General features: G+C 55.6%; 14 protein-coding genes. 6 read left to right on the top strand and 8 right to left on the bottom strand.

Annotated features, from left to right (window positions below; genetic code table 11):
- Window positions 1-199 precede the first annotated feature (199 nt).
- From F3I20_RS07775 to F3I20_RS07755, 5 genes are all read left to right on the top strand, one after another.
- Window positions 200-790 (top strand): fimbrial protein, encoded by a 591-nt coding sequence (locus F3I20_RS07775; protein WP_150037303.1) that lies wholly within the window; start codon window positions 200-202, stop codon window positions 788-790.
- A 54-nt stretch (window positions 791-844) separates the two neighbouring features.
- Window positions 845-1,513 carry a fimbrial biogenesis chaperone gene (locus F3I20_RS07770; protein ID WP_150015511.1) on the top strand — a complete coding sequence of 223 codons (669 nt, stop codon included), beginning with the start codon at window positions 845-847 and terminating at the stop codon, window positions 1,511-1,513.
- Between the two features lie 117 nt (window positions 1,514-1,630).
- A complete protein-coding gene (locus F3I20_RS07765; RefSeq protein ID WP_223813087.1) occupies window positions 1,631-4,081 on the top strand; it encodes a fimbria/pilus outer membrane usher protein in 2,451 nt (816 codons plus the stop codon).
- 16 nt (window positions 4,082-4,097) lie between these two features.
- Window positions 4,098-5,207, top strand: coding sequence for a fimbrial protein (locus tag F3I20_RS07760; protein ID WP_150015510.1), 1,110 nt, complete (start codon window positions 4,098-4,100; stop codon window positions 5,205-5,207).
- Window positions 5,208-5,417: 210 nt separating this feature from the next.
- Entirely contained in the window at window positions 5,418-5,945 is a 528-nt protein-coding gene (locus tag F3I20_RS07755) for a sterol desaturase family protein (RefSeq protein ID WP_150015509.1), read from the top strand.
- Here F3I20_RS07755 and crtB read toward each other — a convergent pair.
- The 6 genes from crtB to F3I20_RS07725 form a co-directional block, all read right to left on the bottom strand.
- On the bottom strand, window positions 5,884-6,813 hold the full coding sequence (gene crtB, locus F3I20_RS07750) for a 15-cis-phytoene synthase CrtB (protein ID WP_150015508.1): 930 nt from the start codon (window positions 6,811-6,813) through the stop codon (window positions 5,884-5,886). The two genes, F3I20_RS07755 and crtB, sit on opposite strands and share 62 nt — an antisense overlap.
- A complete protein-coding gene (locus F3I20_RS07745) occupies window positions 6,810-8,288 on the bottom strand; it encodes a phytoene desaturase (RefSeq protein WP_150015507.1) in 1,479 nt (492 codons plus the stop codon). Before F3I20_RS07745 ends, crtB begins: the two co-directional genes overlap by 4 nt.
- Window positions 8,285-9,445 carry a lycopene beta-cyclase CrtY gene (gene crtY / locus F3I20_RS07740; RefSeq protein WP_150015506.1) on the bottom strand — a complete coding sequence of 387 codons (1,161 nt, stop codon included), beginning with the start codon at window positions 9,443-9,445 and terminating at the stop codon, window positions 8,285-8,287. The genes F3I20_RS07745 and crtY overlap by 4 nt, the downstream gene beginning before the upstream one ends.
- Complete coding sequence (locus F3I20_RS07735) at window positions 9,432-10,727, bottom strand: glycosyltransferase (RefSeq protein WP_150037304.1); 1,296 nt, start codon at window positions 10,725-10,727, stop codon at window positions 9,432-9,434. The genes crtY and F3I20_RS07735 overlap by 14 nt, the downstream gene beginning before the upstream one ends.
- A gap of 9 nt (window positions 10,728-10,736) precedes the next feature.
- The gene (locus tag F3I20_RS07730) at window positions 10,737-11,645 is read right to left on the bottom strand and encodes a polyprenyl synthetase family protein (protein WP_150015518.1); all 909 of its coding nucleotides are present in this window, start codon (window positions 11,643-11,645) and stop codon (window positions 10,737-10,739) included.
- Between the two features lie 219 nt (window positions 11,646-11,864).
- Complete coding sequence (locus F3I20_RS07725; RefSeq protein WP_150015517.1) at window positions 11,865-12,395, bottom strand: YtfJ family protein; 531 nt, start codon at window positions 12,393-12,395, stop codon at window positions 11,865-11,867.
- Between the two features lie 171 nt (window positions 12,396-12,566).
- On the opposite strand from F3I20_RS07725, the gene F3I20_RS07720 reads away from it, so the two are divergent.
- Window positions 12,567-12,794 (top strand): hypothetical protein, encoded by a 228-nt coding sequence (locus F3I20_RS07720; RefSeq protein ID WP_150015504.1) that lies wholly within the window; start codon window positions 12,567-12,569, stop codon window positions 12,792-12,794.
- A 42-nt stretch (window positions 12,795-12,836) separates the two neighbouring features.
- Here the strand turns inward: F3I20_RS07720 and F3I20_RS07715 are convergent, their stop codons facing one another.
- A complete protein-coding gene (locus F3I20_RS07715; RefSeq protein ID WP_150015503.1) occupies window positions 12,837-13,514 on the bottom strand; it encodes a pirin family protein in 678 nt (225 codons plus the stop codon).
- A 126-nt stretch (window positions 13,515-13,640) separates the two neighbouring features.
- Window positions 13,641-15,371: a DUF2534 family protein gene (locus tag F3I20_RS07710; protein WP_150037305.1), complete on the bottom strand. Its 1,731-nt coding sequence runs from the start codon at window positions 15,369-15,371 to the stop codon at window positions 13,641-13,643.
- Window positions 15,372-15,395: the final 24 nt, after the last annotated feature.

The raw sequence follows: 15,395 nt of genomic DNA, 5'->3' as shown, positions 1-15,395 counted from the left end.
GAAATTCGGCTAAGTTCGAAAATGTGTACTGATAAGTGGTTGTCCATCCGTAAATAAACGGTGCTCCTGGACGATATTTGATGAATTTTAATTTCCTGAAATCACAGGGTTGTTATGTTGGCGCATTTTATAAATGCATATCTATCCATCAGGTGGCTGATTCCAGCCACTTTGCATGTATTGAAAAGAGACAGGTTTGATGAATATCAGAAAAAGTATTCTGCCAGTGGCACTGGCTGGCCTCATGATTTCCGGATCGGCATTAGCAGCAGCGACTGACGGTCCCTCCCCCATCGTGCCTAATCCGGGAACCTCTGCGGGTACACAGGGTGCAGGCGGCGAAGTGAAATTCACTGGTGAAATTACCGATGTTTCCTGTGACGTTTCTACTGCCAGTAAAAGCCAGACCGTTGATTTAGGTAAATGGGCAAAATCGTATTTCGAAAGCCGCACCGAAACTACGGAAACACCATTTACTATTTCGGTCAAAGACTGCCCTTCATCGGTTAAAACAGTAGCTGTGCTTTTCGATGGCGATAAAGATAGCGGTGACCCTACGCTGCTGAAAGTGGCTGACGGCGGTGCAACCGGTGTGGGTATTAAATTCTACGAAGCAGACCGCAGTACGCCGATTTCTATTGGTTCCATTTCTAAGGCGGTCAAGGTAGTAGAGGCTGCAGATGGCGGTAGTGCCGACCTGAATTTCTTTGCGGATTACAAAAGTGACGGTGCTGCCATTACCGTTGGTAAGGCAAACTCAGTGTCTAACTTTGTGATGGTTTATAACTGATTTATAGCAGGGGCAACCCTGCTTCCCTCTTAAATATCAACGGCGTAAATGACTATGTTTAAGTTAATAAGACTTATTTCGCTTTTTTCTGCGTGTATGCTGAGCATGGCTGCTCATGCGGGTGTTGTGATGGGAGGGACGCGTGTTATTTTTGCGGAAGGAAAAAAGGAGGCAACGCTTTCAGTCACGAATCAGGATAAAACCATTCCCTATCTGGTTGAATCGTGGATAGAGAATTTTAATTCAGATAATCACGCCCGAGTGCCTTTTATTGTCACGCCGCCACTCTTCCGCCTCGATGCGGGAAAAGAGAATCTGTTAAGGATTAATTATCTGGGAATGCCCCTGCCGAAAGATCGTGAATCGGTATTCTGGCTGAATGTAAAATCTATTTCGCCTGCGCCACGTGATAAAAGCAATCAGCTGCAGGTTAATATTAAATCAAAATTTAAACTCTTTTACCGGCCAAAAGGACTGGCGGGAAATCCGGCTGACGCCTGGCAACAACTCTCGTTTCGCCATGAAGGCCGGCAGCTAATTGCGCATAACCCAACACCTTACTTTGTCTCTTTTTATTCGCTCAGCGTTAATCATCACACAATTCAGGACCCAGGCATGATTGGCCCGGGTGAGGATCGTCAGTGGACCGTCGCCGATTCCGGCGCAGTGACCTGGTCTGCGATTAACGACTACGGCGGCATCACTGAACAACGTACGCGCTAAGTTTGATTTGAATCCGGGGCATCAACAGTGAAAGTCACTCAACAGGCCAAGACAGGGAAGAGAAGGTACGCGAAATCGTTTTACGCTTCACCCTGGCTTGCAGGTGTTCCGGGTCTGATGCTGCTCATGTTCTGCCCACTGCGTGGTGCCCGCGCAGATGACTACTTTAATCCGGCGGCGCTGGAATTCTCATCCGATCAGCATAACGCCGCCGATCTTCACTATTTCGCCCATGAAGGCGGCCAGCAACCGGGTACCTATCATGTCACGCTGTTGCTCAATAATCGGGTGATTGATAGCCGCGATGTCACTTTTGTGCAGGGCAGAAACGGGCTTGTCCCGCAACTGACGGTTGCAGAGCTTTCCGCAATGGGCGTCAACGTTGATGGCTTTTCCGCATTCAGCCGTTTAAAGAATGGTGAGACCATTGACGAGTTAGGTGATTTCATACCCGATGCTGCAGCCGACTTTGATTTCGCGCACCAGCAGTTAAATCTTTCCATTCCTCAGATTGCCCTGAAAATAAAAGATCGCGATTATGTCGATCCTTCGCGCTGGGATGAGGGCGTATCGGCTGCTTTTGTAGACTATAACCTTACCGGAAGCAGTAGCCGTAATGAGGGCGACCGCTGGAATTCAACGCTGCTGAGCCTGCGCAGTGGAGCCAATTTCGGTGCATGGCGACTGCGTAACACTGCCGCCTGGCGTTACGATCTGGCCAGCCACTGGCAATCCCAGACCACTTATCTGGAGCGGGATCTTAAGACACTGAAAAGCCAGTTTCGGGTCGGGGATACTTACACCTCTGGCGACGTTTTTGACAGCGTGCAGTTTCGCGGTGTGCAGATCATGTCTGATGACTCCATGCTCCCGGAAAGTCAGCGCGGGTTTGCTCCGGTGATACACGGCATTGCCCACAGCAATGCGCGGGTCACGGTCAGTCAGCACGGCTATGTGATTTATGAAACCGTGGTTGCACCGGGCGCATTCGAGATCAAAGATCTTTATCCCACCGCGCAGAGCGGTGACCTCGACATTACTATCCATGAAAGCGATGGCTCGGTACGCACCTTCACCCAGCCCTACTCTGCTGTGCCTTACATGCTGCGTCAGGGTCATCTGAAATACAGTGTCAGTGGTGGTCGTTACCATTACTCAGGCAGTAGCAATCTGTGTTCACCTGAGTTTGTGCAGTCCACGCTGTTTTACGGACTGCCACATGACTTTACCGCCTTTGGTGGCGTTCAGATGGCGCAGAATTATCACGCTGTGGCGATGGGTCTGGGAAAAAGTCTGGGCGATTTTGGCTCGCTGGGAACCGATGTGACCGTAGCAAAAACCCGTTTACCGGAAGGACAGAGCAGAAGTGGTCAGTCAGTCCGCGCGCAGTATCAGAAAAATTTCGCTTCAACCAATACCACCTTCAGCATGGCAAGCTATCGCTACTCCTCCAGCGGCTTCTTTGACTTCAGCGAAGCCAATGCGATGACCAGCCCGGCAAGCTATGTGGCTAACAAGCGCAGTCGTTCGGAGATTTCGATCTCTCAGGGTATTGGCGACTATGGCAGCCTCAGCGCCTCTGCCTATGTGCAGCGTTACTGGCGTTCAAATAGTGAAGATCGCACCCTGCATCTGGGCTTCTATAGCAATTACAAAGCTATTTCCTGGGGCGTTGCCTGGTTTTACACCGACTCGACCAGCGCCCGTAAGGCTGACCGCGCGATCTCTTTTAACGTCTCCATTCCCTTCAGCGCGCTGCTGCCAGACAGCTCTGTCAGCTACAGCATGAACTCCAGCAACGATGGCAATGTCTCTCAACAGGTCAGCCTGTCGGGCAGCGCGTTGCAAGACCACAATCTGCACTACAACCTGCAACAGGGCTATGACAGTCAGGGACAAAATCTGAACAGCAACGGCTCGCTGGACTATCGCGGCAGTCGTGGCAGTGTCAGTGCCGGAGTCAGTCATGATCGCCACAGCACTCAGTTTAACTATGGTCTTTCGGGCGGCATCGTCGCGCATGCACACGGTATTACGCTGAGCCAGCCGCTGGGCGATACCTTCGCAATCGTTCATGTGCCGGATACGGCCGATGTGGGCATTCAGAGCAGCAGTAATGTGGTCACCGATGGTCGCGGCTATGCGATTGTGCCTTCTCTTTCGCCTTACCATGAAAATGCTATCGCACTGGCAACTGACACGCTGCCCGATAACGTTGATGTGGAACTGGATGGGCAAACGGCCATTCCGACCCACGGAGCGATTGTGATGGCCGATTACGCCACCCATGTGGGTAACCGGGTGCTGTTCACGCTGACCTGGCAGGATGCCTTCCCGCCATTTGGCGCGGCAGGTCAGATTGCCCGCGCCGCTGCGGGTAAAGAGGGCAGCACAAGCGGTATCGTCGCTGAAAAAGGCGAACTTTATCTGAGTGGTGTACCCGCTCAGGGTGTTATCGAGGTGAAATGGCAGGAAGAGGGGGTGGAGAGAAGCTGCCGCGCGCCGTTCCGCCTGCCTGCCGCCAGCGGTACCAATCCGGTCAGACTGGTCTCTGCAGTTTGCCAGTAATTCACAGGAATGTAAGATGAAATCAGTTCTGCGTTTAGCGAAAGGGATGATGCTGTTTATCCCGACCTTGTGTGTTTTACCTGCATTGGGACAGGAGTCCTGTCAGGGCGTCAGTCAGGTGGTGGTTCAGGTGCATAACGTCAACTATGTGCCGGGCGCGGCTGATGGCACGCCGATCTCGGCGCAGATGCCTTTGCAGAGCACCAATGCCTTTACCTGTAATAAAAACAGCGGTGAGCAGGGCTATAACTACAAAGACATGGGGTTTCAGATTAACGCTGAAGAGTCCGGCTTGCAGACCAACATTGCGGGCGGACACAATACGCCAATATACCGTGTTCCAGGCGTTGAGAGTATCGGATTCGCTATTGGTTTCAAGGAGCCGTCTTATTGCGGTGGCAGTTTCGCTGATACCACGGGAAAGGGCAAAACCAGCTCGATCTGTAACTCCCAGACCAGCCCACAGTTCAATTCTGCCCACGACATCACCCTTCAGTCCTACGTAGTGTTCTATAAAATTCCCGGACAGCGCTCGCCGCTGAATCCTGGCGATCAACCTGCATCTGTCGGAGAGGTGAACGTTGGCAATGCCAGCCTGAAGGTCGGGGACAGCGCTGCCAGCAGCCAGCCAATCAATGACAAGCCGCAAATTTTCCTCTCCAGCTTTACCGTACAGTATGGCAGTTGTTCTGTGGTCACCCCCCAGTCCGCTATTAATGTGGACATGGGGAAGGTGAGTAAGGCGGAGTTCACCGGTATCGGCAGCCGGGCAGGAAGCGAGAAGAGCTTCCAGATTCAGGTGATGTGTGAGCACAGCGCCGCAGTGAAAATAGGCTTCTTTGGCATGGCGACACCAGGCGATAAAGATGCCATCAGCCTGACGCCGCAGAGCAACTCAGCGTCCGGTGTGGGCATTGCTCTGACTTATGGGCCGGGTCTGCAGGTTCCGGAAGGTCAGCGCGTGCCGCTGAATGTCTCGACCGACCAACTACCGGTGCTGACGACAGTCTCTTCTCCCAATCAGGCGGCGTCGATGGCGTTTAACGCGCAATATATTCAGACTGACGAGCAAGTGATGGCGGGAAAAGCGGACGGCACGGTGACGTTCAATCTCGTTTATAATTAACAGGCACAGGCTGTGCATCACCGGCTAATGTCGCGTGATGCTGGCTGCATGTCTCTTCTACCCTGCACATTTCCCCTGCTTAGCATCGCTATCCGGCGCGTCTCCTGCAGCAATCGTTAAAACCCGCTAACCATGACCCGCGGTTTTTCCTAATCTCTGTTAAAATTATCCCTCTGTACCACTTTGCAGGATGCATGTTCGGGAGAAGCTATGTTGTGGATTTGGAATGCCCTGATTGTTCTGGTCACCGTTATCGGCATGGAGATAACGGCTGCGCTGGCACACAAATACATCATGCATGGCTGGGGTTGGGGCTGGCACCTGTCACATCATGAGCCACATAAGGGCTGGTTCGAGGTTAACGACCTCTATGCAGTGGTGTTCGCGGGCCTGTCGATTTTACTTATTTATCTGGGCAGCACAGGCATCTGGCCGCTGCAGTGGATCGGTGCAGGGATGACGCTTTACGGTCTGCTCTATTTTATCGTGCATGACGGGCTGGTCCATCAGCGCTGGCCATTTCGCTATGTGCCGCGCCGGGGTTATTTACGCCGACTCTATATGGCGCACCGCCTGCATCATGCGGTACGGGGTAAAGAGGACTGTGTCTCGTTTGGTTTTCTCTATGCGCCGCCGCTGTCAAAACTGCAGGCGACGCTCAGGGAACGCCACGGCGTTAAACGGGGCGCTGCCAGAGATAAGCAGGGCGCGGAGCAGGACGCGCCATCCGGGAAGTAACCGCCTGACCGGATGCCGCCACCAGCATGGCCAGTTTCTCTGGCGTGCTGGTGGACTGACGTTGATCCCACGCCTGTGCACCTGCTTCTACTACTTTCATACCGATCTTACGATAAACCTGTTTTGCCGTCGCAATGGCCCACGCCGAACGCAGCGGTAAACCGGGCAACCCCGCCGATGCCGATCGATAATAAGGTTCTGCCGTCTCCACCAGTCGGCGGGCAACGCGGCTGAGGGCCCTGCGATGGCGCGGGTCCGCCAGCGTCTCTCGCGTCAGCCCCTCTTCTGTCAGCCACTCAGCGGGCAGATAACAGCGTCCCGCCTCAGCATCTTCAATGATATCGCGTGCAATATTCGTCAGCTGAAACGCCAGACCAAGATCGCAGGCGCGATCCAGCGTCGCGTTGTCGCGCACGCCCATAATCTGCGCCATCATCAGGCCCACCACGCCCGCCACGTGATAGCAGTAGCGCAGCGTATCATCCAGCGTCTGATAGCGGGTCTCATGGACATCCATCGCAAAGCCTGCCAGGTGATCAAAAGCGTAAGCAGGCAGAATATCGTGCGCCATCGCCACCTCCTGGAAGGCGGCAAAGGCGGGCTCATGCATCTGCGATCCGGCATAGGCCTGGCGGGTTTTCATCTCCAGCTGTGCCAGGCGCTGTTCGGCGGATTGCAGTGACGGCGTATCATTGCTGAATCCCAGCACCTGATCGTCAATCACATCATCACAATGACGACACCACGAGTAGAGCATCAGCACACTGCGTCGGGTTTTGGCATCAAACAGTTTTGACGCCGTGGCAAAGCTTTTAGAGCCGACTTCCATGGTTTCAACGGCATGATCGAGCAGTGACGGACTATTCAAGCCAGATCCTCCAGCATCAATCCTGCGGTGGCCTTGGCCGAACCAATCACCCCTGGGATGCCCGCGCCAGGATGGGTACCCGCGCCGACCAGGTAGAGATTATTGATGGTCTTGTCGCGGTTATGGGGCCGGAACCAGGCGCTTTGCGTCAGAATCGGCTCGACCGAAAACGCCGAGCCCTGATACGCATTCAATTCATCGCGGAAATCAAACGGCGTGAACATGCGGTGCGTCACCAGCTGGCTGCGCAGGCCTGGCATGTAGTGCTGTTCCAGATAGTCGAAGATGCGATCGCGCAGGCGCGGACCTTCCACGGTCCAGTCGATATCGGCGGTGCCGAGGTGCGGCACCGGTGCCAGCACGTAATAACTGCCGCAGCCAGGGGGTGCCAGTGATGGATCGGTCACGCAGGGTGCGTGGAGGTAAAGCGAGAAGTCCTCTGCCAGGGCGTCTTTGTTAAAGATCTCATCAATCAATTCACGATAGCGCGGACCAAAGCAGACTGTGTGGTGCGCGAGCTGATCGTGATGATGATTCAGGCCAAAATAGAGTACAAACAGCGAGTTACTCATGCGCTTGTTCTGCAGGGATTTTCCCTTTACCACAGAGGCGGGATGCTGACTCAGCAGTTCGCGGTAGGTATGAACCACATCCGCATTAGAGGCGACCGCGCGGGTCGGGAATACCCGGCCATCTTCCAGATGCACGGCGGTGATGTTATTTTCCTGCGTCTCCAGCCGCGCAACGCTGGCATTCAGTTCCACTTCGCCACCCAGATCCTCGAACAGTTTTACCATGCCCTGTACCAGTGCGCCCGTGCCGCCACGCGGGAACCAGACGCCCCACTCACGTTCCAGCGCATGAATCAGGGTATAGATTGATGAGGTGGCAAACGGATTCCCGCCTACCAGAAGCGAGTGGAATGAGAACGCCTGACGCAGATGCTCATCTTCAATATAGCTCGCCACTTTGCTGTAGACGCTGCGCCACGCCTGCAGTTTTGCCAGCTGAGGTGCGGCGCGCAGCATGTCACGGAACGACAGAAACGGCACGGTCCCAAGCTTCAGATAACCTTCCGCAAACACCGCACGGGAATAGGCCAGAAAGCGACGATAGCCTTCTACATCACGCGGATTAAAAGCGCTGATTTGCGCTTCCAGCGCGGGCTGATCGTTGTCATAACTGAAGACCTTGCCGGACTCCCAGCAGAGTCGATAAAACGGCTTCACCGGCAGCAGTTCGACATAGTCAGAGAGCTTTTTACCTGCCAGAGTGAACAGCTCTTCAATAGCGCTGGGATCCGTAATCACGGTGGGGCCGGCATCAAAGGTAAAGCCCTGATCTTCGTAAACATAGGCGCGGCCGCCGGGCTTATCACGCTGCTCAAGCAGTCGCGTAGGGATCCCTGACGCCTGAAGGCGAATGGCCAGCGCCAGACCACCAAAGCCTGCACCAATTACTGTCGTTCTGTTCATTGCATCGCCTGTTGACGGTGAGGAGTCATAATAGCCTGTAGCGCAGCCAGTACGGGAACCGGCGGCTTGCCGCTTAAGATGCGCAGCCGATCAGACACAGTGAGTTTTCCCGCATAAAAACGGGCAATCAGACCTTCGGGAAGGCCGTAAAATCGTTGCATAACCTGCCAGCGCTGGTCTGCCGGACCCGCCAGAAACAGCATCCGGTTCAGCATGCGGAAGAAGCGCTGCTGCTGCCAGGTATGACTGGCAAACTGTTGAATGGTCGCGTGCAGGGTTTCAGAGGTGAACGACTGCATCTGCGCCAGCCGGTCAGCGAGCGCGACCGCCAGTGGCAGCGAATAGCCGGTTGTAGGATGGAATAACCCGGCACGCAGACCGCTGCAGGGCAAATCGCGTTTCTGCCAGAAGGCGTCCACGTCGCCGGTCAGCGTAATCGGCAACGCGCCCTGTTCTTCACGCAACAGTTGCTTTAACTGCCAGCCCTGTTGAGCGGCATAGTCACGGATGTTCTGACGGGCGCGATCGCCTTCCAGCGTGGCGTTATCAATATAGTGGGTATCTTCAATCAGCAGCGTATCCGCCGAAAAGGGCAGGCTGTAGACAAAGCGATAGCCTGACTGCTGATCCACGGTCGCGTCCATAATAATCGGCGCGGTCAGGCCGTGGGGCGCACTGAGCTGCCACTCCTGACCCACAAACGCCTGGAAGCCCATGCGCAGCGCACCATCGGGCTGATAGCCGCGTCCATCGATCACCGCATCCGTTTCCAGCACCCGACCATCCTCCAGCGTGACTGAGCGTGAAGCTATGCTCGCCACGCGGGTATTCAGCAGTAGATCCGGCGCAAACCGATCGCGAATTACCTGTGCAAAACGCTCTGCGGTCACACAAAAATAGCCACTGTTCAGACTGCGCCTGCGGTGTGGAAAGCGAACCTCATAACCGGGCCAGTGATGAACCACCAGCGGAGCAATCCAGTGATGCTGCGTATCATTGAGATCGTCCGCATGAAACGACCAGGTATGATGCGCGCCAGGCTCACTGTCGGCGTCGAGCAGCAGCATACGCAGTGACGGACGCTGCTGGCGCAAACGCAGGGCGATTAAGCCGTTAGCCAGCCCCGCGCCTACCAGAATCAGATCATACCGCGGCATAATCTCTCCTGTGGAGTACCGGCTTGCGGGTCTGCATTGCCTGCTCGACAATATCCGCTGCGAGCATGGTGCCGCCCGCCTGACAGAGCGCCGTGCGCAGCGTTTTCATCTGCTGGCCGTAGCTTCTATCAGCCAGTAAAGTCTGAAGCTGACGGGCCATTGCGTGGCTGGTCGTGAAGCGTGACGCGCGACGTCCTATACCGTGCCAGACCACTCTGGCCGCGACGCCCGGCTGGTCAAAGGCCAGTGGAATCGCAAGCAGAGGCGTCAGATGGTTAACAGCATCCAGCACCGTATTCATGCCGCCGTGCGTTATCGCCAGATCGGCCTGCGCCAGTGCGGCAGCCTGATCGGCAAAATCGACCACCTGAACATGGCTGGACTGCGCCAGTTTTTCCGCCTGAAACGGTGACAGACGACCGCAGTGTGCCAGCAGCAACTGTGCGTCGATCTCATGGCAGGCGCGAACAATGGTTTTAAACAGGCCGTAACGATGTCCCTGCAGCGTACCGAGTGACGCGAAAATGCGTGGTCTGTCGCCATGCGGAAAGTAACGTGGTTGCGACACGGCAGGCGCTGTTGCCGCTGTACGCAGCGGACCGACAGAATGAAAATGATCGGGCAGGGCCTGGCGGGGAAAATCGAGTTCCGGCATCAACTGGCTGATCTGCGCCAGGGGTGAAAAGCAGTGATGCAGCTTTTCCCGTGGTGCTAATCCCATCGCATGGGCGTTGCGGGCGATAACGCGATCGTGACGGCGCATCAGCCAGTCATATATTTTTTCACTGGCGCGATAGCGTTCGCGTGCCTGATCGGTGTTGGCATAGTCAAACGGCATCACGGCCAGCGGGAAATCGGGTTCACGGTTAAGTGGCAGCGCACAGGCCACAGAGACGTAAGGCAGGTTCAGAGACTCTGCCGCCAGTGCACCGGCTGGCTCCATCTGATCGACGATCACGCCATCAATCGCCAGCGTCTTCAGCACCACCGGCAGTTCACGACAGAGCATCTCTGTGCTGCGCGCCATCTCGTTGATTAACTTAAGCATCGACGGGCCAAGTGGATGCGCCGCCAGCTGCAGGGTATGCGCCAGACTGCCTGCCGGATGCGAGGCGAGACCCAGCGGGAAAAACCCTATCCGGCTGTCAGTCAGTAGTGCGCTGACATCCGTCTGCTGGAGAAAGGTAATCTGGTGTCCGCGTGCGATTAAGGCCTGGCTCAGATGCGAAAGAGCCTGCACATGGCTATAGAAGGGCGGTGCAATGACCGCGAAGTGGCTCATGCAGCATCCTTAACTGACGGCAGCGAGTTTTTTCTCAAACCAGGCCTGAACAAAATGGTGAGTGGCATAACCGTCCTGGCAGGCCGAGAGCAGATGCTCGCTGGCACAGCGCAGGTGATCGCGCAGTCGCGTTTCAACCGCCTGTGGCCCCAGCAGATTGACCAGCGTCGATTTCCCGTCATCCTGATGGGCATCTTTGCCGGTATCCGCCATGCCATCGGTGAGATCGTCCAGCAACTGAAAAGCCTGACCGAGATTAAGCGAAAAGCGGTGCAGCTGTTCGCGCGCTTCTTTTGGCGTTTCCGCCACAATAGAGGCCATCTGCATAGAGGCGCAGAACAGGGTGCTGGTTTTGTAATGGTTGGTCATGAGAATGGCGTCGGCACTGCGTGGCTTGTCGCCTTCTGAAAGATCCTTGAACTGACCCTGCACCAGACCCTGCATGCCGACAGCGTGGGATAGCTCCGCGACCGCATCGGCTCTGGCGGCTGCCGTTAAGCCTTCTGCCATGGCAACCACGCCAAAAGCTTTACTCAGCAGCGCCACTGCGGCCAGAATCGCGACATGTTCTCCATACTGGCAGTGAATGGTCGGACGTCCACGACGCAGCTGCGCATCATCCATACAGGGCATGTCATCCAGAATCAGGGAGGCGGCGTGCACCATCTCAACCGCGCAGGCGAGATCGAGCAGCCCGGCAGGGGTGGCGCTACAGCCGAGATCGCGCGCGGCCAGCAGCAGCAGCAGCGGGCGGATACGCTTTCCCGGTGCCAGCGCCCCCTCGCGCATTGCCGCGCCGACTAAATCACGCTCACTCTCAACCGGTAAAAGCTGATCAAGCCGTTGCTCAATGTCGCTCAACAGGCTGGCTGCATCATTGTGGCTGAAACTGACGTGTTGTTCTGCACAGACCGTCATCATGGCTGTCCTTATCTACAGAGGAAGTCACAGCAGGTCGAAATGATTCGATGCCATCTTCAATAATCGTCCCCGACTGCCACAGCATAGTTGGCAGGTTTTCAAAGAACGGCGGGTAAATTCATTACAACTAAGCGTAGCTCACAACGATAAAAATGTCGGCGAATTCAGCAGCATTCCGCCTTTTGGCGCGTCATCCTGATCACTATCTTGCCTGAATCAGCCCAGCAATGCGCGCAGCGCTTTCATCACGCGGGTGACATCCTCATCCGATAATGCGCCATCTTTAGCGAAGCGCACAATCCCTTGCGGATCAATCACCACGACGGACGCGCTTTCCGGCTGAAGATGCCAGCTATGGGCAGTGACGCCACTGCTGTCGATAATAAATTGCTGCCAGGGTGCTGCTTTTTTGCTGGAGGCGATGCTGCGCACCACAAAAATGGCACTGCCGGGCAGGGCATCGTCGGTATTGACGATGGTGGTAGTCTGGAAGCGGTCGCGCGGCAGTTGGGCCTGCTGAATGGCTTTGATTAGGGGTTCACTCTGATCTTTCGCGGATAGCCGGCCTGCCACATGAATCACCAGACGCACTTTTCCGGTCAGTGTCTGACTGTTCCAGCGCTGATAATTGATGTCGCCCTGGTTCAGCACCATCTCGCCTTTGTCAGCAACGTAAACCGACGGGACAGGCTGACCGGGTGTCAGGGTATGAGCAGCTGTAAAGCCGGAAAACAGCAGGGCAATCATCAATCCATAATGGCGCACGGGTTCCTCACTTCTTTTCGTTTTACGGCAGGCGAGGCGAGCTATCTCATCAGCAGGCAGAAGATTAGTACCACATCTCTGTTTCAGATCAATAAAAGCATTAAAGATTTGGGCTGAAAATGCAGGGAATATTTTGTTAACAGGAGGTGGAATATGAGCACAGCACTGATGACCTTACCTGAGTTTGCCCGCTACATTGGCATCGCTACGCCAACGCTGGCGCGTGCCTTTTGCTGCCGGGGATCGCTGGCGGGCGTGCCGCTGCCGCAGGCGCTGGATGATGCACCGCTGACGCAACGCCACTGGCTACGCGACGATGTCCGTCAGTTTGATCATGCCTATAAACGTGTTCAGGCGATGCAGCAACGTAAAACGCGTTAAAACGCCCATCAAAAGTAAAGCGCGGGATTATCCCGCGCTTTGTTATGCAACATTGTCAGGCTTAACCAGGAAGCAGACCAGATTGGCATCCCGATCGCCCGTGATCTCCATGCTGCTATCCAGCCCGCTCACCGCATCGCCGCGACGGAGTCGCTGATCGCCAATCCGAATAATTCCCTCCAGCACGGTCAGATAAGCCACAAAGCCCGGCATCGAGGGCACGTCAACCGTCTGATTACGCTCCAGCAGCGTATCGTAGATGTAGACTTCCTGGCGCAGTTCCAGCGGGGCGTCAGACTCTTCCGGCCCGGCCAGTTCGGTCCAGCCGTTAGTCATGATGCCCTGATCGCGCTCCAGCACCTGAGTCATCGCTTCACCGCCCGGCTGTGATGGCCGGATAACGGCCTGCAACAGCTCCGCTTCATACAGCGGCACTGACTCTTCGTACTGAACACCCTCACCGGCATTCACCACCATCACCTTTTTCGCAGAGAGCTGGGTACGTTCGCCGTTGCTGTCCTGATGCTGCATTGAACCGCGCCATAAGTATGTGAACACTTCTTCATCCTGATGCTGCTGCATCGGGATCCGGGCATCCAGTTTTAGCGACATCAGGTCAATAGTGAGCAACGGACTAAGCGACTCGCCAGGTCGCTGACGACGAACGGTAAAAGGACCGTACTCAAAGAGTTGTTCAGAATTAGCTCGCACAATGTTCATGATGAGTTCTCAGATAGAGGAGGGCATAACAACGATCATAGACCTCACGCGCAGAATGAAAAGCCGGATGATTTGCCCGGCTTCGTCAGTTATTTTGAATAAATAGTCACGCAATGTGTCATCTGCTTATTTACCCTGTTCGTCGCTCTCACCCAGGAAGAAATACCAGAGTGGGATCGACAACAGTCCGGTAAAGACCGTGGAGTAGAGCAGGATCATCATCGCCTGAGTGATATACATGGTCAGTGACCAGTGGCTGAAGGGGATCTGATACTGGTCAATCACCCCGCCAATCATCGCATTCGCCATCACTGAAATCACAATCAGCGCCAGTACCGTGACGCTACGAAGAAAATAGCGCATCTCTTTGCGCTTTCCGGCAAAGCGTGACTGGACGATAGCCAATGGCGACTGCTTATCTGGCGCAATGTCTTCCCGAATGACCGACGCACGCTGCGCGCTGCGCCAGCGCTGAATATCCAGCAGGATCAGCACCACCAGGCTGATGCCCATTACAGGCAGCGCATAACCCAGCGCCAGCATCACTATCAGACTGGTACCCTGTGCATAACGCGGCAGTGCAAGCCAGGCGGACAACAGCGTCTGCGATGGGCTGAGCTGGGGAACCGCCGGGCGGCGAATCCACCACATGCGGTAGCCCAGCACTATCATCGCACAGAGTCCAAAGCCGAACAGGGCCAGTATCAGCTGGTTAGGCAGACCAAACAGTACACCCATATGCGCATCCACGCCCCAGCGGGTCAGTTTTGCCACCAGCGAAAAGCTGGCGAATTCAACGCGGTCGACCACGCTGAAATCAGCCGGATTGATGGAAACCGCATCGACCTGGCTTGGCCAGCTGCGATCAATCTCCGACACTGTCCAGGCCTGTTCTGCGTTCTTAGGCTGACGCAGCTCCAGTTTCGCGGCGTGCAGTCCGGCCTGACGTGCTGCTGCCAGTGCCTGATCCCAGCGGGCATTTGGTTGATTAGGAACCACTGGCACGGCGGTTCTGGCTGGCATGGTCATGCCGGACATCGTCATGCCGATCATCGCACCGCGATGGTCAGCATGCGGATCGGCTGCTTCGGCGGGCGCGTCACCATTCAGTGCGGTATTAACCTGCGGCGTTTTCCAGCCAAAGTCGCTGCGCATTTTTTCGATATTGTTGCCTGCCCACTGTGACCAGGTCAGTCCCGTTACCGAAAAGAACACCAGCCCGATAGCCAGCAGCAGACCCAGCGTAACGTGCCAGTGACGCGTTGCCGCAAATCCGCTGCGCACTTTCTTACGGGTACGGGGTGGCCGGGTACCGGACCATAAGACGATGCCGCCCAGCGTAGCGACCCACAGCCATGAGGCTGCCAGCTCGCTGTAGTTACGGCCAAAATCGCCCAGCAGCAGGCCGCGATGCAGCTGATCCAGCCACATGCGCAGCGGCAGTACACCACTGGTGCCATACACCGTCATATCGCCTTTCACCTGCAGCGTGTAGGGATCGATAAACAGCGATCGCGATTCCGATGGGCCAAGCTGAGGCTCAGCAAACTGCACGCGGGTTGTATCCTGCGGACCCGGGGCGGGACGCACGGCATAGATACGTGCTGACTCACCCGCTCGCGCACGTGCGGCGGCAATCTGGGCTGACAACGGCTGTGCCTGTCCCTGTGCATCGGTGGTCAGGGCGTCGTGGTAGATTGCCTGTTCCAGCTGCGGTGTCAGAACGTAGAGTGTGCCGGTGAGCGCGGCGACAAAAATAAATGGCGCGATAAACAGGCCAATATAAAAATGCAGGCGGCGAAACAAGTTTAAGAGCGTGCCGCGCTGTGCAGGGATAATTTCCTGAGAAGAGGACATAGCATTCCACACTTTTCAAAAGAC

Source organism: Candidatus Pantoea gossypiicola (assembly GCF_008632075.1).
GTDB lineage: Bacteria > Pseudomonadota > Gammaproteobacteria > Enterobacterales > Enterobacteriaceae > Pantoea > Pantoea gossypiicola.
The sequence above is the reverse complement of the archived record's forward strand: the minus strand, read 5'-3'. Positions and strand labels throughout refer to the sequence as shown.